Consider the following 19,446-nt stretch of genomic DNA (forward strand, 5'->3'; position numbering starts at 1 on the left):
GCCCTGCGGCAGGTGCGCACCCCGGAGTCGACTGGCCGCATCGAAGGGAAGCTGCGCGAGGACACCCGGCGGGGTGGCCGTGGTGCAGAGTCCGGCGAGCACGCGTGACACCGGGGTCGGGTAGCCGAGGGCATCGAAGACCGTCCTCACCCGCGTCTGGGAGACGGAGGGAAAGAAGGCACGGAGGTCGATGCGCACCACGACGTCGTGCCCGGCATGGGGAGCGGCGAAGGTGTGGACGCTGCGACCTCGGACGAATCCGTGCGCCGCGGCGTGGGGTGGGACGCGGTCGAGGACCGAACGCAGAATCCGGCGCTGCACCTCTCGAAGGCGTTCCTTGGGTGCCTCGAGCAGCCGGTGGTCCGATCGGATCCGATAGCGGTAGTGCTGCAGCGGAGTCGCTTTCGTGCGCAACCATCCGCCGGGGTCTGCGAACCAGTCGAGTTCGGCAGGGGTGAGACCGACCGCCTCGGCGACCCCCGTCGTGCGCGACCACCGTGGGACGTCGAACTTCCAGTCACTGCCGGACACCTCGACGACCGTGTCCGTAGGCTCGATCTGCGGGAGATCCGACAGCAGCCGATAGACGCTGTCGGCGCCGTCGACCGGCGGCGTGGGCATCAGGTCGTGGAGCCGTGTCGCGATTCGTCCGGCATCCGGTGCACCGGCTTCCTCGAAGCGGAGCATCAGGCCGGCCCTGGTCCACGCTCCGGCGGTCGCCACTTCCGCGAGGCGACGGGCAATTTCAGGCCGCAGGGCCCGGTCGGTTGTCATGTGTGCGGCGGTGCGAGGTGACCGATATCTGTCGTCTGCGGCGCGCCGAAGCACGCGGAGCATACGGTCGCGCGTCGGACGGTGTCTCCGATGAACACTGTCGAGCCAGGGGTTACCCCTGACGTGGTCGAGGCCGGCGAACCGGCCACACCACTCTCACCTCTGCACCGTCGCACCTCGTGAGAATGCCACATGATCTCTGCCGTGCGGGGCCCTATCGGTCGCGAGGTCGAATCGAGCGACTCCGCTGGTCGGAGTGCGCAATCGACCCAGTCAGCGAGGCTGCCGCCGTGATCGTCAAAGCATGAGGAACACCGATCGAGGACCTGCGGGCCGCGTCCAGTCGTCACGACGTTCCCGTGCTCGTCGTCGGCGACGACGCGGATTAAACACGACTGATCGCGATGGCACGCACAGCGGTCGCGGGTGCTGCGGTCGATTCGGTATCGGGCGTGCGTCTCGGCAATCTGTTCGTCTTCGCCGACGCCGTAGCCTCGATAGCCAATGGAGCCGCCAGCATCGTCGATCCTTCGGGCCGCATCCTCGGCTACTCCACGGTGCCGGGCCAGCCGATCGACGACCTACGGCGCGAGACGACTCTGACCCTGCAGGAGCGGACACCCCGGCAGCGGCTGTGTTCGAAGACTATTGGACCGAGCTCAACCTACTCGAAATCGGCAGGCACATAGCCGAGAAGCATCTCGACAAGTTCGACGTCATCGATGCGATCCGGGCGTACGACGCCACCCATCACACCGACTTTCTGATCACCCTGCGTGCGTACTTCGATTCCAACGCGAACGTGTCCAAAGCGGCGGACCGAATGCATGTCCACGGCAATACCATTCGGTACCGGATCACCCGCCTCGCCGAAGAGTTCCAGATCGACTTCGACAATCCGACCAGGCGGCTATTGCTGTGGCTCCGACTCGTTTCGACAGACCTGATGTGAGTGGACGCATGCGGGCCGGGTCCCCGCCTCGCACAACTGCTTTCGACGCCCTGCTCATTCGACCGTCGCTCGCTGACGAAACCGGGTGGTCAGTAACGCGGCGGCGAGTGCTGCCGCCAGGACGATGCCCGAAGCGACGAGCAATGCCAGGTGGTAGCCATCGGAAAGCAGTGGCGCGACGATGAGCGGGCCCGCGATCTGGCCAAGGCTGTATCCGGTTGTCAGGATCGCGACCGCGCGTGGGAACTGGAGGTAAGCGCCGATCGTCAGCGACATCTGACTGATGCCGAGGAATGTTCCCCCGAACAGAAATGCGGAGATCAGGGCGGGCCAGAGGCCGTCTGCCACCGCGGGCAACGCGATGCCGGCGGCTTGAACGACGAGGGCGATCACCAGCAGGATCGGGCGGGACCACCGTCGGCCGAGAGACGCCCAGAGTGGAGCGGACGGTAGCGCCGCCAGCCCGACGATCACCCAGGCGCCACTGCCGGCGAAGCTGCCTGCGGTGTGGTCGATCGCTGCGACGAGAAAGGTGCCGGCGATGATGTATCCGACGCCCTCGAGGGAATAGCTGATGAAGAGCGCACTGAACCGGCGGTGCCCCTGCGTGCGCGACCGTCTGCGCTCGGCCGCCGGCGCCGTCGGAGCGCGTTCCGGTGTGAGAGTCCACGCCGCGAGGGTGCAGATCAGGGTCAGCAGTGCGGCCGCCCACCACACGGATCCCCACGTGCTCATCGATCGCAAGAGAAGGACGACGAGCCCGGAGAGGGCAATACCTGCTCCGATTCCGCCGAACGCCCAACCCGACAGGTGTGCCGCCTGCCCACTCAGAGTGGAGTGCATGGCGCTGACAGCGATGACAAAGACCATCGCACTGGTAGCACCCGCAACACAGCGCAGTGCGGCCCAGGCGTTTTCGTTCGATGTCACCGGCATGAGCGCCAGCGTGGCGGTCAGGATCAGCAGCGAGACACGCATGGCTGCCGCCGAGCGCACCAAGGCGGGTAGGACGATTCCGGCCAGTGCCCCGACGAGGTATCCGAGATAGTTCGCCGTCGCCAGAGCGGCGCCCGCCGACGGTGTCAATCCTGCCTGGGCCTCCATCAGTGGGAGCACAGGTGTGTAGACGAACCGTCCGATGCCCATGCTGGCCGCCAATGCGGCCCCGACCTGACCGACCGTGACCCACGGCGATGTCGGCGTGCGGTATGCGGTCAGCTCGCCGGCGCTGTCTATTGCGTTCATGCATTCTCTTTCAACAACATTCGGTTGGCGCACAGGCCCCCGCTAACGAGCCACGGATTTCAGGGAGGCCGGGCGGCTGGACTCGTGAGTATGGAACAGGAATCGCGACATGGCAGGGGTCATGGTGGAGTCCGTGCGGCGGATGAACAGGGTYTCTGCGCGCGAGTCGGCCGGCGCGAGGTGATGCACCTTCAAGGCCGCCGCCAACGGCGACGTGGTCACCACGCCCAGCGGCAGCAGGGTCACGCCCATCCCCGCAGCCGCACACCCGAGGATGCCCTCGAGAGTTCCGAACTCGAGGACATCCGGGCTCGGCACTCCGTGCTGCTCGAAGAGCCGCTCCCGGCGGGCCCGGTAGGCGCAGCCGGCCCGGAAGACGAGAAACCCTGTGCCGCCGGCCATCGGTCATGACGGAGTCCAGATCGGCCACGCGAACGCCGCTCACCAGCACGAGTTGCTCGATGAAGACCTGCTCGGACACCAGGTCCGGGTGCCGCACCGGCCCGCAGACGAACGCACCGTCGAGTCGATGCTCGATCACCTGGGTGGTCAGCGCGTCCGTGGTGTCGGTCGCCAGGGTGAAGTCGACTCGGGGACACTCTTCGCCGAACGCTGCCAGCACACCGGGAAGCCGCGATCCCGCGGTGGTCTCCATGGAGCCGATCGCCAATCGTCCGCCCGGATCTCGATCGTCGCTGACGACCTGCCTCACTTCCCGCACGAGCTGAGTGATCTGCTCGGCATAGGGCAGGAGACGTTCGCCGGAGTTCGTCAGGGTCACGCCACGGGCATCGCGGCGGAACAGTTCCACTCCCAGTTCGTCTTCGAGCGCGCGGATCCGTGAGTTGATGTTCGACTGAACCGTCAGAAGCTCCTTCGATGCCCGGGAGATTCCGCCTGCGCGGGCCACGGCCAGGAAGAAGTTCAGATCGCCGATATCCACGGGAATTACCGTGCTTCACTCCACAGGTCCCGAACGATCTCCCCTGCGGGGGCCGAACGGGCACTGCGATAGCCGACCCCGGCCCACAGGGCGAGGCCGTGCGGGTCACCGGCTGCGCCTGCTGCGGCACGCAACCCACTGGTCAGCAGGTGTACCTGCGGATATGCCGCCACCGCGTGAGCATCGAAGTCGGTGATGAAATCATTGACCAGGCCACGCGCGGGACGACCGGAGAACGCGCGAGTGACGACGGTGTCGGTGAAGCGGGCGTCGTGCAACGCGGCGCGGTGCGCGGGTTTGGTCCCTGCCTCGTCGGCGTCGAGGAGAGCGGTACCGATCTGGACGGCGGTGGCACCGGCCGCGAGTGCCATCGCGACGTCGGATCCGGTGGCTATCCCACCCGCCGCGATGATCGGAAGGTCGATCGCTGAGCGGGCCGCCTCGACCAAGTCCCTCGTCGAACGTGGGTCCGGCTCGGCGTCGGGGTCGAGCGTCGCTCGGTGCCCGCCCGCRTCCACTCCTTGCAGACCTATCGCGTCGACGCCCACCCGAGCGGCAGAGCGCGCCTCGTCGACATCGGACACCGTGGCCACCACGGCGCTRCCGGCGTCGTGTAACCGATCGACGACGTCGCGCGGCGGAAGGCCGAAGGTGAACGACACCACGGGAACGGCACGCTCGACCGCGAGGTCGACCTTGGCGTCGAAGGCGTCGTCGTCGAAGTCGACGACCGCCGGCAGCGACACCTGCCTGCGCTCCGCGAGCGGCTGCAGCAACGACCGGTAGGCCTCCACCGCGGCACGGTCGGCCAGGGGGCGACCGGGGACGAAAATATTGAGTCCGAACGGTGCGCTCGTCAGCGCGCGGACCGCGTCGACCTCACGCCGAACCGCGTCGACGGTCTTGTACCCGGCCGCAAGGAAACCGAGGCCACCGGCGGACGAGACCGCGGCAACGAGCTCGGGCGTGCTCGGTCCTCCTGCCATGGGCGCCCCGATGATGGGAATTCGGAGGCCGTCCTCGAGATCGAACACCAGGATCCTTTCGGTCGATGTGTACGTGGTCTTTCCGTTCTCATCGTGCACCGCCGCATTGCGGAGCGGAAATGCCTCTTCGGCCGGATCTATGCTTGGGAGTTATGTCCATCGAACTGCGGCATCTGCGGGCGGCCGTTGCGATCGCCGAGGCAGGCTCGTTCACCGCGGCGGCGAACGCACTCCACATCACCCAGCCGGCGCTCACCCGGACGGTGCAGCAGCTCGAGACCTCGCTCGGCGTGCGATTGTTCGACCGGACCTCGCGGGCACTTGCCCTCACCGAGGACGGTGCCGGGTTCGTCGAGAAGGTACGCGTCATCCTCGGCGATCTCGATTCCGCGGTTGCGCTGTACACCAACCGATCCCTCGTCCTCGGCTTCAGTTGGCTCCTGCCCGATCCGTGGGCGCAGCAGGTGATCGACGACGTCGAGAAGAATTCCCGCGCCACCGTCGTTCCGCGTCGCTACGACGACCCCATCGCCGCACTGAACAACGCCACCGTGGACGCCGCCGTCGTCCGCCGGGATGTTCCCGGCGACGAGTTCGTGCAGCATCCGCTGTTCGAGGAGCAGCGGATTGCGGCGGTCTCGACGGCGTCGCCGCTCGCGACCCGAGAATCGATCGACTGGGGTGAGTTCGGAACGCTTCCCCTGGTCATCAATACCCTCAGCGGCACCACATCCGAAGATCTGTGGCCGAACCACGACGGCCCGGTGGTGACGTGCTCGAACTTCGACGACTGGCTCGAGTTGATCGCCGCCGATCGCGGTGTCGGCACGGTTCCCGAAGTTGCCCGCAGGCGGGTAACCCATCGGAACGTCCAGTTCATCCCGCTGGTCGGTGCGCCGCCCGCGGTCGTGAGGTTCGTGTACCGCCGCAACCGGGTGACACCGCTGCTGCGGGCACTGCGGGACGCCGCGATCCGGCACTCTCCGCCACCCGGCAGTGCCGCCGTCGGTCAACACGACTGACCGTCGCCGGTGAGCAGGCGAAGCCGGGCGACTCCCCGCTCCAGTTCTGCATTGCGGGATCGCAGGACATCGATCTCCTTTCGTAAACCATTGCGGGCCACGCGAGCGACTCCTGCATCCGCGTACGTAGACGAGCATGGCGAGTTCACGTTCGAGGTCTGCTGCGGTTCGATCGCCCACTGTCTCATCCTGCCCGAGTGGGCGGGAATCAGAGCGCGCCGCACGACAGACGCGAGAGGCACCGTCAGTCCGGCTTCTGTCGCTCGTCAAGGAAATCGGCATCGCCGGGTCGTTGTTCACGTTCGTCGTCGGCGTGGCGGCGCTTGTGTTGGTGTGGACGAAGGTGCCGAAACGCGGGGCCGTTCCCTCGAGGTGCTCGAAGACGGCGTCACGACCGGCGAGATCTGCATCGGGATGCGCTGAGAGTGCCTTCGCCAACACCAACGAGTTGTGCGGGCTGAGGCTGTGGGGTGGTGGCCGCCCCGCCGGCCGCATCCCGTTCCGGGCCAACAGTTTCACGCGCACGCCTGACGCTTTCGTGGAGACAGTCGCGCCCCCGCAGACTCCGCCCCTCCAGGCAGCGCGCGCCCGGAACTCCGGCTCGCCCCGGCGTGGAGGTGATCGCACTGCAGGCCGCCAAGCCACTTCGGCGTGTTGTTTTGATCTGCTTATTGGTGTCCGAATGTATGTGTTTAGGCCCGTATATGTTGACATGAGAGCCACGTCACAGCTATAACTGTCCGCAGGCTCATCGATACAGCGACGGAGGATCAGGCAGGGCCGCCTCGATCGGTCGCCGCCTCGGCTACGACAGCGAACCGCTAGGAAAGGCGCGTGACATGAAGTTCGTAGCCACAACCTCGTGCCCTACGGGCATCGCACACACATACCTGGCGGCGGAATCGCTGGAGCAGGGTGCCGCCCGCAGCGGTCACGACATCCGTCGAGACGCAGGGCGCTTCTGGCTCCGAGCCACTCGACCCCGCGCGTGGGTGCCCAACCCATCGCACTGTGCGCGGAAATCCTTCTTTTCCAAGATATTTCAACCGCAAGAGGAAGTAGACATCTCGTGAAACCCATAGTTGTTCGCAGTGCCATAGTCGCCGCGACCGGCGGGCTGCTCTTCGGATTCGACACCGCCGTCATCTCCGGTGCGGAGGAACAGATCCAGCAGGTGTTCGCGCTCAGCGATGCCAAGCTGGGCTTCACCGTCACCACCGCACTCATCGGGACGATCCTCGGCGCTCTGGTCGCCGGCCGGCCGGCAGACCGGTACGGCCGCAAGAAGGCGCTCTACGTGATCGGCGTCCTCTTCGTTCTTGGCGCCCTCGGGTCTGCCCTGGCCCCGAACGTCGAAATTCTGATGCTGTTCCGGTTCATTGGTGGCATCGGCGTGGGTGGTGCCAGCGTCTGTGCACCGATCTATACCGCCGAGATCGCCCCCGCGGCCAACCGAGGACGCCTGGTCGGGTTGGTGCAATTCAACATCGTGCTCGGCATCCTCATCGCCTATGCATCCAACGCCGTCATCCGCGCGGCGGTCCCCGGCGACAATGCTTGGCGCTGGATGCTCGGCGTCATGATCGTTCCGGCACTGGTATTCGTCCTCATGCTGCCGACCGTTCCCGAAACGCCACGCTGGCTGGCCGCCAACGGTCGATGGGACGACGCGACCGCAACGAGCAAGCGCCTGTGCGCCACCCAAGCCGACGTCGACTTCCAGATGAGTGAGATCCGGGAGTCGCTGGCGGCCACCGCGAACATGACGAAGGTGCCGTTCTTCACGCGCGGGCACCGCAAGGTGATCCTGCTCGCCGTCGCGATCGCCGTCTTCAACCAGTTGTCGGGCATCAACGCGGTCCTGTACTACGCGCCACGGGTCATGCAGGAGGCCGGCGCCAGCACGAACGCCGCGTTCCTGATGAGCGTCGGGGTGGGCGCGATGAACTTGGTCGCCACCATGGTCGGGCTGAGCCTGATCGACCGGCTCGGCCGGCGCAAGCTGATGATCGTCGGCTCGATCGGCTACCTGATGTCCCTGGGATTCCTTGCCGCCGTGATGTTCTACTACGAAAATGCGCGCGGTGGCGAGTTCACCTCTACGTCGTCGATACTGGTGCTGATCGGGCTGATGGGATTCATCGCCGCCCACGCCGTCGGCCAGGGCTCGGTGATCTGGGTATTCCTCTCGGAGATCTTCCCGAATCGGATCCGTGGTCAGGGGCAGTCGCTGGGCAGCCTGACCCACTGGGTGTTCGCCGCGATCACCTCGTTCGCCTTCCCGCCGATCATCGGTGCCCTCGGTGCCGGCGCCGCGTTCAGCATCTTCTTCCTCGCCATGGTCGGTCAGCTGATCTGGGTGCTGAAGGCGATGCCCGAGACCAAGGGTGTGCCGCTCGAGGAGATGCAGGCCAAGCTCGGCGTCGCACTCGACCACGGCCCGGACCAGCCGACCGCGGTACGGGCGCACTGATGACCAGCCGCGTACTCAGCCTCGGCGAAGCACTGATCGACGTCGTCACCAGGCCCGGATTCACTCAGGAACACGTCGGCGGCAGCCTGCTCAACGTCGCGGTCGGACTCGGCGCACTCGGCCACCCGGCCAGCATCTGCTCCCACTGGGGCAAAGACCCCCGGGGAAATCTGCTCAGACAGTGGGCAGAGTCCGCCGGCGTGCAGATCACGCCCGGAACCGACTCCGCACACAAAACGTCGGTCGCGTTCGCCCGGATCGACGCGGACGGACACGCAAACTACGAGTTCGACCTGAACTGGGCGGTCCCGCAACTGCCGGACCTGGAACCGTTCGGGCATCTGCACACCGGCAGCATCGCCGCCACCGTCGAACCAGGCGGCTCGACGGTGGTCGTCGCCGCCGAACGGATGCGGCTCCTCGGTACCGTGTCATACGACCCGAACATCCGTCCCGCACTGATGCATTCGCCCGACACCGTCGTCGACCGCGTCGAGCACCTGGTCTCACTGTCCGACGTGGTAAAGACCAGCGACGAGGACCTCGACTGGCTCTACCCGGGCGTGCCGGTCGAGAACATCATGCGGCGGTGGGTGAAGACAGGACCAGCATTGGTGGTCGTCACCCGCGGATCCTGTGGCGCTTACGCGCGACTGGCTCACAACCGGGACATGCTCCACATCGACCAGGCACCGGTCACCGTGGGCGACACGGTCGGTGCCGGGGACTCCTTCATGGCCGGACTACTCTCCGGACTACTCGACGCGGGCCTGCTCGGCTCACCCCAAGCACGCGATCGACTCGCGGCTGTGGACTGGCCCGATGTCCAACCCGCACTGCTCCGCGCGATACACACGAGTGCGTTGACGGTCAGCCGATCCGGCGCGTACGCGCCCTCCCGGGCGGAAGTGCACGCCCTTCATGCGCTCGACCCGGCCCTCATCTGAACGATCGTCGCGGTCACCGAGGACACCGTGCGCGGTTACCGGCGTTAATGCACAACCCCATTCACGAGAGGAATCACCCGACGTGCAACGGTTGTTCATCCGGCACGGCCACACCCCCGCCACCGTCCGCGGCGAACTCGGCACCCGCATTCCCGGCCTGGGGCCGCAGTCAAGGCGAAGCTCGGCGTCGACCCCGAGCTGACCTTGCAGGTCGAATCTGAGGGTGATCGCCCACACCCGCAACGCGTGCGAGCGCGGCGCCGCCGCACGGGCGCAGTGGCAACTCGCATTCGACTCGTGGGCAGCGGCCAACCCGCAACGCAAGGCCCCCTACGACCGGGTCACCGCCCGCGAACTGCGAACGATGTCGCCCATGGCCTCTGCGGTTCAGGCAAGACCTTCGATTGCGAGTGCGGTGCAGATTCTGTCTTCGACGGCGAGTTGGATACTGAGCGAGGACTTCGCTACTTCGAGCGCGAACTCCGTGCGCCGAGGTGAAGGTACACGATGCCCGGCACCCCAGGGCATAGGCTTTGTTCCGCCGATCGTGGTGAGTGTCGGCGAGTCGAACCAGGTCAGCGCAACTCGTCGATCCGCCGCCTCGTACGAGTTTGAGCGTCGCGCCACGTGAGGTGCCGGGCGAGTTCGCCGCCCGGAGCCTGACGCCGCGAGCTACCTAGACGGTCGAGCGTGCGGTACCGACGAACTCGCCGATCCACGGAACCACCGCGTCGCGCACCTGAATCGGTCGTGCGAGCAACCCGTTCGACAGCAGCAGGTCGGCGGCGCGTTGCTGTTCGTCCAGGAATTCCTCGGTGACCGGGTTGATGCCGAACGGCCGTCCGCGCAGCGCTGCCTCCCACGCGTCGAGACTTGCTGTGCCACCTCGCCGCTCCACGTCGTCGACGAAGTACTGCGCGGCAGCGCGGGGATTCCGCTCGATCCATTCGTCCGATTCCTGCAGCGCCTCGATGATCGCGTGCAGTTGCTCCGGGTTGTTCTCCGCGAAATCTCGGCGGGTGAACCACAGCGACGGATGACTGAACAGTCCCTCGGTCTCGACGAGAGTGCGCAGCTCGGTATCCGCTTCGATGTCCGTCAGTCCTGGGTAGGCGCCGACCCAGGCATCGATGGCGCCGCTGACGAGTTCGGCTCCGCCTTCGCGCACGTCCGTGTCGACGGGCACGATGTCGGACCAGGTCAGTCCCACCCGGTCGAGCGCGAACAGCAGCAGCGTGGTCTGCCAGGACCCATGGGCGATCCCGACCCGTTTCCCGCGCAGGTCGGCGACGGATTCGATGCCCGACTCCGCCTTCACGACGAGTCGGCCGTTCTCGACGCGGGGACCGGAGATGCCGATGTAGACGAGGTCACGGCCGTGGGCCAGGCCGGTGATCGGCGGGGTGAAGCCGGTGCCGATGACGTCGTATCCCCCGTCGTCGAACAGCCAGTCGGAATGCAGGGTCGGAAGGGCATTGACGGGATCGACAGGCGGCTTCGACGGGAGTTCGCGAAGGTCGACCCATTCGATGTCCGGTAGCCGGCGTTCGAGTATTCCGGTGTGCCGGAGCACGAAGAGCGAATTGTTGTGCGGGAAGTATCCGACGCGCACTGTCATGATCTCTACCTGTTCTGTTTTGGTTGCCTGTGAGTGTGTGGGGACGAGTGAGTTAGATGAGGCCGCGGCGGCGTGCCTCGTCGGCCAGACCCGAGCGCCCCCACTGCACCGCGAGATTCGACGGATCGAATTCGACGGACCCGCCGAGCGACTCCGCGATCGCCTGGAACTGGGCGCCTTCCTCGAGCAGTACGACGAACTTCGCGAGGTCCAGCAGTCCGCTCCGGCCGATCACGTTGACCCCGCCGTTCGCTTCGAAGATGGCAACCAGATCCGGGTCGTGTTGCAGGCGTTCGAGAGTGAACTCGCCCGCCGACCGGGACCGGTCGATGTGGGGGTGTATCTCGCGGGAGAGCGTCAGGCGCTGCGAGGCCGCGTACCGGATCGGCAGAGTGCGGTGGGTCTGCGCCCACCCGCCCAGCCACGGGGTGTGAATGTGCACGACGCTGGTGATCTCGGGGTGCTGCCGGAAGACGGCGGCGTAACCGGTGACGAATCCCGCAGAGCCGTTGCCCGAGAGCACCTCACCGTCGAACGTCGCGACCACTGGTGACACACCCGGATCGTCTGCCCACGGGCCGGGGTCGTTGAGCGCGACCGCGATCTCGGTGCCCGGCACGCGTTCGACGAAGTTGACCGTGCCGTTGGCCGACACGGTGCCGGTGCTCCGGAAGACGGTGAACGCCTTGTCGGCGTCGCGGCGCGCGGCGTCGACGAACGTGGCGATCTGCGGGTCCAGTCGGTTCTCGGTGGTAGTCACAGCGTGTCCTGTCCGGAAGTGATGGGTGATGTGCGTTGCAGCAGGGGAAGTACTTCTTCGCCGACGCGGTACGCCTCCTCGAGGTGGGGATTGCCGGCGAGGATGAAGGCGTCCACGCCGAGTGCGCGTAGTTCGTCGAGACGTTCGGCGACCTGCTCGTAATTGCCGACCAGGCCGAATGCGGGGCCGCCTCGGATCAGGCTGAAGCCGCACCAGACATTGGGCTGGACTTCGAGGTCCCGGTAGCCGGTGATGTGTTCGGGTACCCAGCCCTTGATGCGGGCCGCCCCGACGGAATCGCCCTGCGCCGCCCGGTTTGCGGCATCCTTGTCGACGAAGGCCCAGCCCTTCTCGATCTCCGCCCAGGCCGCTTCTTCGGTGTGGCGGGCGACGATGTCGATCCGCACAGCGAACTTGGGGGTGCGCCCGATTTTCGCGGACTGCTCTCGTACGCCGTCGAATTTTTTCCGCAGGTCTGCGTACGGCTCGAGCCAGGACAGATAGTAGTCCGAGTGCGTGCCCGCGGCGGCGACGGCTGCCGCGGACGAGCCGGAGAAGTACACCTCGGGGAACGGTTGTCCGGCCAGACCGGGAGCCAGGGCCGCACCGGCGGTGCGGAAGAACCGGCCGTCGAAGTCGAATGGCTCTCCGTCCCAGACCCCTCGGAGGACGTCGAGGAACTCGGACGTGCGGGCGTAGCGGTCGTCGTGATCGACTTTGTCTCCCCACCACAGCTGAGGGGCACCGCCGCCGCCGCTGATGATGTTGTAGACCAGCCGACCTCCGGTGGCGCGTTGCAGGCTCSCGGACATCCTGGCCGCCTGCACCGGGTGCAGGAACCCGGGCTGGAAGGCGACCATGAATCGGTACGTGGTGGTCTCGGCGGCCAGCGCGGCCGCGGTTGCCCAGGGGTCTTCCGTCATCGGGAAGGACGGCAGCAGACCGCCCAGGAAGCCGGCCGACTCGGACGCCTTCGCCACCGCGGCCATGTGATCGATGTACCCGTAGCCGTCGAGTTCCCCGCCCCGGATCGCCGGAGCGATATTGCCGGGTCGGTGCCCACCCGCGTCGCCGCGGTTGTAGCGCCGCGGCGTGCGCAACGACGCGTGATCACCTTCCATCCCGATGCGCCAGTAGAAGTCGATGCTCATCAGTGCGTCTCCTGTGTGGCGAGGGTGCGTCCGGCGGGATCGACCAGGTGCAGAAGGTGCTCACCCGCGCGGTGGAGTTCCTCGATGTGCGGGCGTCCGGCCAGGACGAAGCCGTCGGCGCCTCGCTCGCGGAATGACGACAGTTGCCGTGCGACGTCCTCGTAGCTGCCGACGAGTCCGATGCTCTGCGGGTGGCCGAGGCGGTCGAAGCCCGCCCACCGGGACTCGCCCCGGTCGAGGGCGCGGGGATCGTCGATGCCGGGGCCGGGGTGGACTTCCCGCCACAGGCGCTCGACGCGTGCCCACGCCTCGTCGGATGTCTCCCGCGCGATGACCGGTACCCGCAGCAGCGTCCGCACCGATCGCCCGTGCTCACGTGCCAGGGCTGCCAGGGTCTTCGCGGGACCCTCGAAGCCGGATTCGGTCAGCGCGAACTGATGCACGTCACCGTGGCGGGCCGACAACGCGAGGGCGTCCTCGGAGTCCCCGGTGAGATGAACGACGGGGAACGGCAGTCCGGACAGGATCCCGCGGAAGCCGCCGTCGATCACGTCGTAGAAGTCGCCTGCGAACTCGTACCCGGTGCCTCCGAACCCACCAGGAAGGATCTCCTCGTCGTTCCACACCCCGCGGGCGACCGTGAGGAATTCGGCGGCGCGGGCGTAGCGGTCGCGGCCGGTGACCCGATCGCCGCGCGAGCGCGCGTCTGCGGGATCCGTCTCCACCGCGAGGCGCCACTCCAGCCGTCCACCCGAGAGCCGTTGCAGAGTGGCCGACATCTTCGACGCGTAGACCGGGGTTCCGAAGGCGGGGTGGAATTCCACGGCGACCCGTGCGTGACGTGTCTGCCGGAGTGCGGCCGCGGCCACGATCCAGGATTCCTCGCCCGAGGGGTCGTATCCCGCGACCACACCGTCGACGCCCGACAGTTCCGCGGCGTGGATCACCTGGGCGAGTTCGTCGAAGGGGCCGACTCGGCCGGGACGCAGATCGGTGGCGACGCTGTGCGCGGTCCCGACCCCGAAACCACCGCGAGTGCCGAGTTCGGTGGCGACCCTGCGTCCGTCACCGCGAGTCGGAAGTTCCCAGTAGAAGTCGGTCACTGCGGTGCCGCCTTCTCGGCGTCGAGCTGCGCGCGTGCCTGCCGGAGCGGTTCGTGCGCAACCCACGAGGCGAGGTCGAAATCGTGGGCGAGGAAGCCGTGGGCGTAGAGGAACTGCTTCTGCACACCCAGCAGATCCACCCGCTCATCGGACAGGCTCAAGTGAAGGCCGGTGTGAAAGTTCTCGCCGTACGCGGCGACGACGCCTTCGGGGCCGGACTGGGTTTCGGTCTGGAACACCGCACGGACCTGTTCGACATTCGCGGCCGCCCAGTCGGCGGCGCGCAGACTCTCGGCGAGAAACCCGATCACGATGTCCGGCCGCTGCTGAAGAAGGTCTTCGTGCACGGTGACCGGTCGCGGGGTTCCATTGTTGACCCGGTCGCGCAGGGCGTCGGTGGAATCGAGGTCCACCGCCACCGCCAGTCCATGCTGTCGTGCCACCTCCTGCGCCCGGGCGCCCTTGACGTAGATCGCGTCGACGTCCCCGGCCAGCAACGGCTCCACGCCCCACGTTGTGTTGCGATCGGGATTGGCGGTGCGTACGTGCGGGGCCGGCGTCGTCGGGACCTCGACCAGGTGCACGTCGGCGAACGTGAGACCGCCGAGTCGCAGAGCGGAGGCAAGGCCGTGCAGCGCCATGGCGCGCGGGAAGCTGCGTGCACGATCGGCGGCCCAGGCGGGGATCCCGATGCGGAGTCCTCGCAGTCCGGGGGCGTCGCGGACGTCCGATTCGCCGCGCACCAGGATGGCCTGGGCCTCGTCGATCCAGGTGAGACCTATCAGCCGGGTCGGGGATCCTTCCGCTCGCGCGGCGAGAGCGGGGACGTTGCCGCCTTCACGGATCAGGCCCGGCAGCTGGTGATCGAAATGCCGTACTGCCAGTTCGGGGCCCGCGTCCTGCAGCACACCGAATTGCACCCCGGCCGTCTCCGCGGTGCGCCCCAGCCACCCGAGGTTGTTCGCGAGGCCGCTCGCGGTGGGCACCGGGCAGCGGGTGTACCAGAGCGTGTCGATGGCACTGCCAGTTGTCACCGTCATGAAATGTCCTGTCTGGTAGAGGAATGGCGACCTACGCCCAGCTGGGCGAGGAAGGTCGCTCGGTAGCGCAGCGCCTCGGGGTCGTTGCGGTCCCGCGGGCGCGGGAGGTCGATGTCGACATCTACCGCGAAGCCGCCGTTGTCGAGGATCAGGACGCGGTCGGCCAGCCGGACGGCTTCGTCCACGTCGTGGGTGACGAGCAGAACGGCGGGGCGGTGGCGGGCGACGAGGTCGCCGACGAGATCTTGCATCTGCAGCCGCGTGAGGGCGTCCAGCGCCGCGAACGGCTCGTCCAGCAACAGCAGTTCCGGTTCACGAACGAGGGCACGGGCGAGCGCGACCCGCTGCGCTTCGCCACCGGAGAGGGTGGCGGGCCACGCACGTTCCTTGTCCGCGAGGTTCACCTCGGCCAGCGCGCGCCGCGCGTTGTCGCGGGTGAGCTGTGCACGCTTCTGCCCCACCGACACATTCGCCAGAACACGCTTGGACGGGATCAGCCGCGGCTCCTGATACACGACCGTGCGTTGTCTCGGGACCAGGACGTCGCCGCCGTCCGGCGGTTCGAGTCCCGAGAGCAGTCGCAGCAGGGTCGTCTTTCCGGTGCCGCTCGGGCCGAGCAGGACGACGAACTCGCCGCGAGTGATCTCGAGGTCGATTCCGGAGAGTACGGTCTTGTCGCCGAACGACTTCCGCACCGCGGACAGCGACACCGCGAGGGGCGACCCGGTTCGTCGTTCCGCCGCGGTCGTCGCGGTGCGTTCGCGCGGCGCCAACGGTGGCAACGGTGCTTCTGCGGCGCTCATCGGGTCACCGACAGCTGCCGCCACGGCATTGCGAACTTCTCGATCACGCGAACCACCGCGTCGAAGACCAGGCCGAGGATCGCGTACATGACGATRCACAGGACCATGTAGTCGGTGCGGTTGTACTCCTGCGCGAGCGTCACGAGGTAACCGATCCCTTCCCGGGTACCCACCTGCTCTGCCGCGATCAGGCCGGTGATGCTCAGCGACAGGCAGATACGCAGACCCATCAACACCCCCGGTAGTGCGGTCGGCAGGATTGCGCCGAAGACCAGTCGCCAGCCGGTGAGCCCGAACCCGCGGGCGGCCTCGACCATCTTGCGGTCGACTCCCCGCACTCCGAGGTAGGTGTACGCGTACATCGGGGCGAGGGTGGCGACCGTGATGAGGACAACCTTGAACGTTTCGTCGATACCGAACCAGGCGATGAACAGCGGAACGAGCGCCAGGAAGGGTACGGCGCGGTTGATCTGCATCGTCGAGTCGATCAACTCCTCCCCGAGTGCGGAGAGGCCGGACAACACGCCGAGGACGAGCCCGATCAGGACACCGCACCCCACACCCAGTGCGGCCCGCTGCAGCGAAGCGACGCCGAAGTCGAGTAACTGACCCGACTGATACAGCTCCACGAACGCCTGCCACACCGCGGGCGGCCCGGCGAGGATCTCCGGGCTCAACAGCCCCGACCACGACCCGACCGACCAAGCGGCGACGAGCAAGGCAGGTACGAGGAACCGCAGGGGAATCGAGATCCATCGAGGCCGCTCACGGGTTCGGCGATAGCGGGGCGTCTCCAGCTTCGGAGCCGCAGGCGCGTCGCTGCGCACCGAACTCGACAGGGTCACCACCGCAGTCACTTGCCCTCGGCCGAGGTGGTGTCGAGCGCCGCCGGGAGATCGAAGATCACGTCACTGCCCTTCAGCGGCTGTTGAATCACACCGTTCTCGGCGAACAGCGCCGAGATGGACTCCAGGTCGAGGGCATCGGCTGCGGTCGGGTACCGAAAGTTCGTGATCTGGCCACCGAGCGCAATCGCGTCGTCGAGTCGCTGACCCGACAGTGCCCTGGGGCCGGTCTTCTCGAAGACGTTCTCGAATGCGGCCGGATCCTGCTGCTGCTTTTCCGTGAGCTGCTGCGTCACTTCGAGGAACTTCTCGACCACGTCAGGATGCTCCTCGAGGACCTTCGTTCGGCCGGCGATGATGGTGCTGTCCACCGAACCGATGCTCGCCTCGGTGGCGATCTCGACCGCGCCCTTCGCCTTCGCCTCCTGGTATGGGATCAAAAATGACGCCCAGGCGTCGACCTGACCGGTGGAGAACGCCGACGCGGCATCCGCCTGCTGCAGCGGCACACGCTCGACGGAGTCCACAGGAATTCCGGCCTGGGTCAAGGCCTTCAGGGTGATGTACTCACCCTTGCCGGCCGGGTTGACCGCGATCCGCTTGCCGGGCAGATCCGCCACCGATGTGATCCCGGACTCGGGCCTGGCGATGATGCCCGCCTGATCCTTGTTGTAGGGGTCGGATGTGGCGAAGATGCGGACACCGACATCCTTGGAGAGGGCTCCGACCACGGGACTGTAGGCGCCGGTCTGGATGTCGAGTTCACCGGTGTTGAAGAGTTTGAGGTTGGAGCTGAATCCTGGTGTGGTCTTGACCCATTCGATCTTCGCGCCCAGCGGCGCCAACGCCTCGTCGTAGGTTCTGTCACGCTTGCCGACGGCGATCGCACCGGAGTTGCCCGGATCGAAGACCTTGAGGGTGAATTCGGCGCCGGAACTGCTGCCTCCCGAGGAATCGGAGGATCCACACGCCACCGCCAACCCGGCAAGCGGGACCAGGGCGAGCGCTGCGGCGGCTCGTGGCAATCGGCGAATGCGGGACATGTGGGTAGCTCCTTCAACGGATGAATCGTCAGCTGTGACGACCGTTGACGCTATGTTCTCCGCGTCCGAATTCCTCCGGTTTGTTTTCTACAGATCGGAAACCTTGACAACGTACAGAAACGCAGTTCGGCGAGTTTTCCCCGAAATCCCGGTTGAACCGGACCTTCATTTTCCAGTTGATGGAAAGTAGGGTCTCCAGCATCCGGGCGTGAGAGCGCCCCCACATTCGGCCGACGGCCTCCGCAGGAAGGATTGCTCGTGACCGACTCACGTGCCACGGGAGTGCAGACGGTGACACGGGCACTGACGATGCTCACCTGCTTCGACGGAGGCGAGGAGCTGGGCGTATCGGAAATCGCCAAACGCCAGGACCTCGCCGTGAGCACAACCCACCGCCTACTCCAATCATTGGTCGACGCCGGCTTCCTCGACAAGGACAAGACGTCCAACCGCTACCGGCTCGGCAGCGCGCTGGCCGCCTACGGACAGATCTCCTACCGCCAGCACCGCATCTACCTCTCCGAGCCCTACCTCGAGCAGCTGGCCGCGACGACAGGTGCGTCCGCGTCGCTCGCCATGCGACACGGCCACGACGTCGTCCTCCTCGGGTTCAGCCGCTGGAGAGAGTCAGACGGACACGTACTGCAAGGGGTGCGGCTACCGCTGCACGCCAGCGCACTCGGCAAGGTCTTCCTCGCGTGGTCCGACACCGACGACGAAGACATCGCATCACTACCCCGAGCGGCGACCACCCCACGCGCCATCACCGACGTGGCCGGCATCCAGGAAGAACTCGTCCGCACCCGCGAACGCGGATACGGGTTCAACGACGAGGAATTGACTCCCGACTTCCGCACGATCGGACTGCCGATCCGCGACTCCGACGGAATCGTGCGTTTCGCACTCGGCCTGCGCGGGCCCACCGAACTCATGATCGACGCGCGCATTCCATTCTTCGTCGACCTCGCCCGCGTCACCGCCGACGAGATCGCCGCAGTCCTGCTCTGAGCTAATTCGGCTTGGAGATGTTTGGACTGGAGGTGGCGCGCCCGGGTAGCGGACCTGCACGAACACCGTCTGCGTATGTTGCCACAGCGTGTCCGCCTTCACCCTCACCGAGGTGTGCGACTCGTCCGAGGAATCGGCGTGCAAACAGAGGAGCCTCGGTGAACCCGTCCACGGATCGTCCGACGTGCCCATACGCGGGGGTGCTGAGCAGCTCGACGATGTCGCGCTCGCCTTTCGGGACGTCTCTGAGGAACTGCACCCTGTCGAGTTCATCGGCGACGTGTTGGAACGCTGCAGGCACTATTGGGTACGTCTTTCCTTTGGATGAGTACCGGAGTAGTTCGCCTCAACAACTATTGTGCCAGTTCACCGCGCGCACGGCCTGTTTTGGATTTTACCCACCTGTAAAGGCAGGGCGCGTACCTCGGCATCACCTCGGAGTTGGGAGCGTGGAAGTTTTCCGCCTCACCTTGTCTCCATCACCGAGCGATCCCGGCGGTTGGCCCTGATACAGGTGGCGACGACTGCCCGTGCGCCAATCCGCAGGAGCGCGCGAACTAAGTTCCCGCTCTGCATGTTTCGCCTGAGTCTACGATACCTCGGTCAGCCGCCATCACCTTGGAGTACGTTAGGTGTCGTTCGCTAACCGGTGAGATGCTGACCAGCGTCGCCGAACACTGGAACCTGATCAACGTCCACGCCTCCGACTTCGTTCAGCCCGACGCCCCGGGCC

Annotated in this window: 19 protein-coding genes and 1 pseudogene; 7 read left to right on the plus strand and 13 right to left on the minus strand. The window is 66.5% G+C overall.

Annotated elements, in window-relative coordinates; translation table 11 throughout:
• On the minus strand, positions 1-774 hold a 774-nt coding region (locus AC1D1G_RS26625; RefSeq protein WP_477954344.1), incomplete at its 3' end, for an RNA-dependent RNA polymerase family protein.
• A 404-nt stretch (positions 775-1,178) separates the two neighbouring features.
• Between AC1D1G_RS26625 and AC1D1G_RS26630 the strand changes: the two genes are divergently transcribed.
• A complete protein-coding gene (locus AC1D1G_RS26630; protein WP_477954345.1) occupies positions 1,179-1,463 on the plus strand; it encodes a hypothetical protein in 285 nt (94 codons plus the stop codon).
• The gene (locus AC1D1G_RS26635) at positions 1,409-1,726 is read left to right on the plus strand and encodes a helix-turn-helix domain-containing protein (RefSeq protein WP_477954346.1); all 318 of its coding nucleotides are present in this window, start codon (positions 1,409-1,411) and stop codon (positions 1,724-1,726) included. The genes AC1D1G_RS26630 and AC1D1G_RS26635 overlap by 55 nt, the downstream gene beginning before the upstream one ends.
• Positions 1,727-1,780: 54 nt before the next feature.
• Here AC1D1G_RS26635 and AC1D1G_RS26640 read toward each other — a convergent pair whose 3' ends face one another.
• The 4 genes and pseudogenes from AC1D1G_RS26640 to AC1D1G_RS26655 form a co-directional block, all read right to left on the minus strand.
• Entirely contained in the window at positions 1,781-2,971 is a 1,191-nt protein-coding gene (locus AC1D1G_RS26640) for a YbfB/YjiJ family MFS transporter (RefSeq protein WP_477954347.1), read from the minus strand.
• A 42-nt stretch (positions 2,972-3,013) separates the two neighbouring features.
• Complete coding sequence (locus AC1D1G_RS26645) at positions 3,014-3,373, minus strand: LysR substrate-binding domain-containing protein (RefSeq protein WP_411194593.1); 360 nt, start codon at positions 3,371-3,373, stop codon at positions 3,014-3,016.
• 97 nt (positions 3,374-3,470) lie between these two features.
• Positions 3,471-3,914 (minus strand): annotated as a pseudogene (locus AC1D1G_RS26650) (LysR family transcriptional regulator); the annotation flags it as partial.
• Between the two features lie 5 nt (positions 3,915-3,919).
• Positions 3,920-4,948: an NAD(P)H-dependent flavin oxidoreductase gene (locus AC1D1G_RS26655; RefSeq protein WP_477954348.1), complete on the minus strand. Its 1,029-nt coding sequence runs from the start codon at positions 4,946-4,948 to the stop codon at positions 3,920-3,922.
• Between the two features lie 104 nt (positions 4,949-5,052).
• Here AC1D1G_RS26655 and AC1D1G_RS26660 point away from each other — a divergent pair, with 104 nt between their 5' ends.
• From AC1D1G_RS26660 to AC1D1G_RS26675, 4 genes are all read left to right on the plus strand, one after another.
• Positions 5,053-5,922 carry a LysR family transcriptional regulator gene (locus AC1D1G_RS26660; protein WP_477954349.1) on the plus strand — a complete coding sequence of 290 codons (870 nt, stop codon included), beginning with the start codon at positions 5,053-5,055 and terminating at the stop codon, positions 5,920-5,922.
• Positions 5,923-6,761: 839 nt separating this feature from the next.
• Positions 6,762-6,995 carry a hypothetical protein gene (locus AC1D1G_RS26665; RefSeq protein ID WP_477954350.1) on the plus strand — a complete coding sequence of 78 codons (234 nt, stop codon included), beginning with the start codon at positions 6,762-6,764 and terminating at the stop codon, positions 6,993-6,995.
• On the plus strand, positions 6,992-8,395 hold the full coding sequence (locus AC1D1G_RS26670) for a sugar porter family MFS transporter (protein ID WP_247251708.1): 1,404 nt from the start codon (positions 6,992-6,994) through the stop codon (positions 8,393-8,395). Before AC1D1G_RS26665 ends, AC1D1G_RS26670 begins: the two co-directional genes overlap by 4 nt.
• Positions 8,395-9,342, plus strand: a complete 948-nt coding sequence (locus AC1D1G_RS26675) for a carbohydrate kinase family protein (RefSeq protein WP_477954352.1) — start codon at positions 8,395-8,397, stop codon at positions 9,340-9,342. The genes AC1D1G_RS26670 and AC1D1G_RS26675 overlap by 1 nt, the downstream gene beginning before the upstream one ends.
• Positions 9,343-10,018: 676 nt before the next feature.
• Here AC1D1G_RS26675 and AC1D1G_RS26680 read toward each other — a convergent pair.
• The 8 genes from AC1D1G_RS26680 to AC1D1G_RS26715 are packed head-to-tail and all read right to left on the minus strand — an operon-like array spanning position 10,019 to position 17,705.
• Positions 10,019-10,960 carry an ABC transporter substrate-binding protein gene (locus tag AC1D1G_RS26680; RefSeq protein ID WP_477954354.1) on the minus strand — a complete coding sequence of 314 codons (942 nt, stop codon included), beginning with the start codon at positions 10,958-10,960 and terminating at the stop codon, positions 10,019-10,021.
• A 52-nt stretch (positions 10,961-11,012) separates the two neighbouring features.
• The gene (locus tag AC1D1G_RS26685; RefSeq protein ID WP_477954355.1) at positions 11,013-11,720 is read right to left on the minus strand and encodes a class II aldolase/adducin family protein; all 708 of its coding nucleotides are present in this window, start codon (positions 11,718-11,720) and stop codon (positions 11,013-11,015) included.
• Positions 11,717-12,871, minus strand: coding sequence for an LLM class flavin-dependent oxidoreductase (locus AC1D1G_RS26690; RefSeq protein ID WP_477954356.1), 1,155 nt, complete (start codon positions 12,869-12,871; stop codon positions 11,717-11,719). The genes AC1D1G_RS26685 and AC1D1G_RS26690 overlap by 4 nt, the downstream gene beginning before the upstream one ends.
• Positions 12,871-13,974: an LLM class flavin-dependent oxidoreductase gene (locus AC1D1G_RS26695; protein WP_477954357.1), complete on the minus strand. Its 1,104-nt coding sequence runs from the start codon at positions 13,972-13,974 to the stop codon at positions 12,871-12,873. Before AC1D1G_RS26695 ends, AC1D1G_RS26690 begins: the two co-directional genes overlap by 1 nt.
• Complete coding sequence (locus AC1D1G_RS26700) at positions 13,971-15,014, minus strand: ABC transporter substrate-binding protein (protein WP_477954358.1); 1,044 nt, start codon at positions 15,012-15,014, stop codon at positions 13,971-13,973. The genes AC1D1G_RS26695 and AC1D1G_RS26700 overlap by 4 nt, the downstream gene beginning before the upstream one ends.
• Entirely contained in the window at positions 15,011-15,817 is an 807-nt protein-coding gene (locus AC1D1G_RS26705; RefSeq protein WP_280780094.1) for an ABC transporter ATP-binding protein, read from the minus strand. Before AC1D1G_RS26705 ends, AC1D1G_RS26700 begins: the two co-directional genes overlap by 4 nt.
• A complete protein-coding gene (locus AC1D1G_RS26710) occupies positions 15,814-16,674 on the minus strand; it encodes an ABC transporter permease (RefSeq protein ID WP_477954360.1) in 861 nt (286 codons plus the stop codon). The genes AC1D1G_RS26705 and AC1D1G_RS26710 overlap by 4 nt, the downstream gene beginning before the upstream one ends.
• A complete protein-coding gene (locus AC1D1G_RS26715) occupies positions 16,671-17,705 on the minus strand; it encodes an NrtA/SsuA/CpmA family ABC transporter substrate-binding protein (protein ID WP_477954362.1) in 1,035 nt (344 codons plus the stop codon). Before AC1D1G_RS26715 ends, AC1D1G_RS26710 begins: the two co-directional genes overlap by 4 nt.
• 258 nt (positions 17,706-17,963) lie before the next feature.
• On the opposite strand from AC1D1G_RS26715, the gene AC1D1G_RS26720 reads away from it, so the two are divergent.
• Positions 17,964-18,713, plus strand: coding sequence for an IclR family transcriptional regulator (locus AC1D1G_RS26720; RefSeq protein WP_477954364.1), 750 nt, complete (start codon positions 17,964-17,966; stop codon positions 18,711-18,713).
• Positions 18,714-19,446 lie beyond the last annotated feature (733 nt).

The sequence above is a fragment of the Rhodococcus sp. P3_B8 genome (genome assembly GCF_056402775.1).

Coding starts and splice junctions, on each gene's coding strand:
- AC1D1G_RS26705 (WP_280780094.1), bottom strand. CDS start 15,817: ATGAGCGCCGCAGAAGCACCGTTGCCACCGTTGGCGCCGCGCGAACGC.
- AC1D1G_RS26715 (WP_477954362.1), bottom strand. CDS start 17,705: ATGTCCCGCATTCGCCGATTGCCACGAGCCGCCGCAGCGCTCGCCCTG.
- AC1D1G_RS26640 (WP_477954347.1), bottom strand. CDS start 2,971: ATGAACGCAATAGACAGCGCCGGCGAGCTGACCGCATACCGCACGCCG.
- AC1D1G_RS26680 (WP_477954354.1), bottom strand. CDS start 10,960: ATGACAGTGCGCGTCGGATACTTCCCGCACAACAATTCGCTCTTCGTG.
- AC1D1G_RS26660 (WP_477954349.1), top strand. CDS start 5,053: ATGTCCATCGAACTGCGGCATCTGCGGGCGGCCGTTGCGATCGCCGAG.
- AC1D1G_RS26630 (WP_477954345.1), top strand. CDS start 1,179: ATGGCACGCACAGCGGTCGCGGGTGCTGCGGTCGATTCGGTATCGGGC.
- AC1D1G_RS26665 (WP_477954350.1), top strand. CDS start 6,762: ATGAAGTTCGTAGCCACAACCTCGTGCCCTACGGGCATCGCACACACA.
- AC1D1G_RS26675 (WP_477954352.1), top strand. CDS start 8,395: ATGACCAGCCGCGTACTCAGCCTCGGCGAAGCACTGATCGACGTCGTC.
- AC1D1G_RS26700 (WP_477954358.1), bottom strand. CDS start 15,014: ATGACGGTGACAACTGGCAGTGCCATCGACACGCTCTGGTACACCCGC.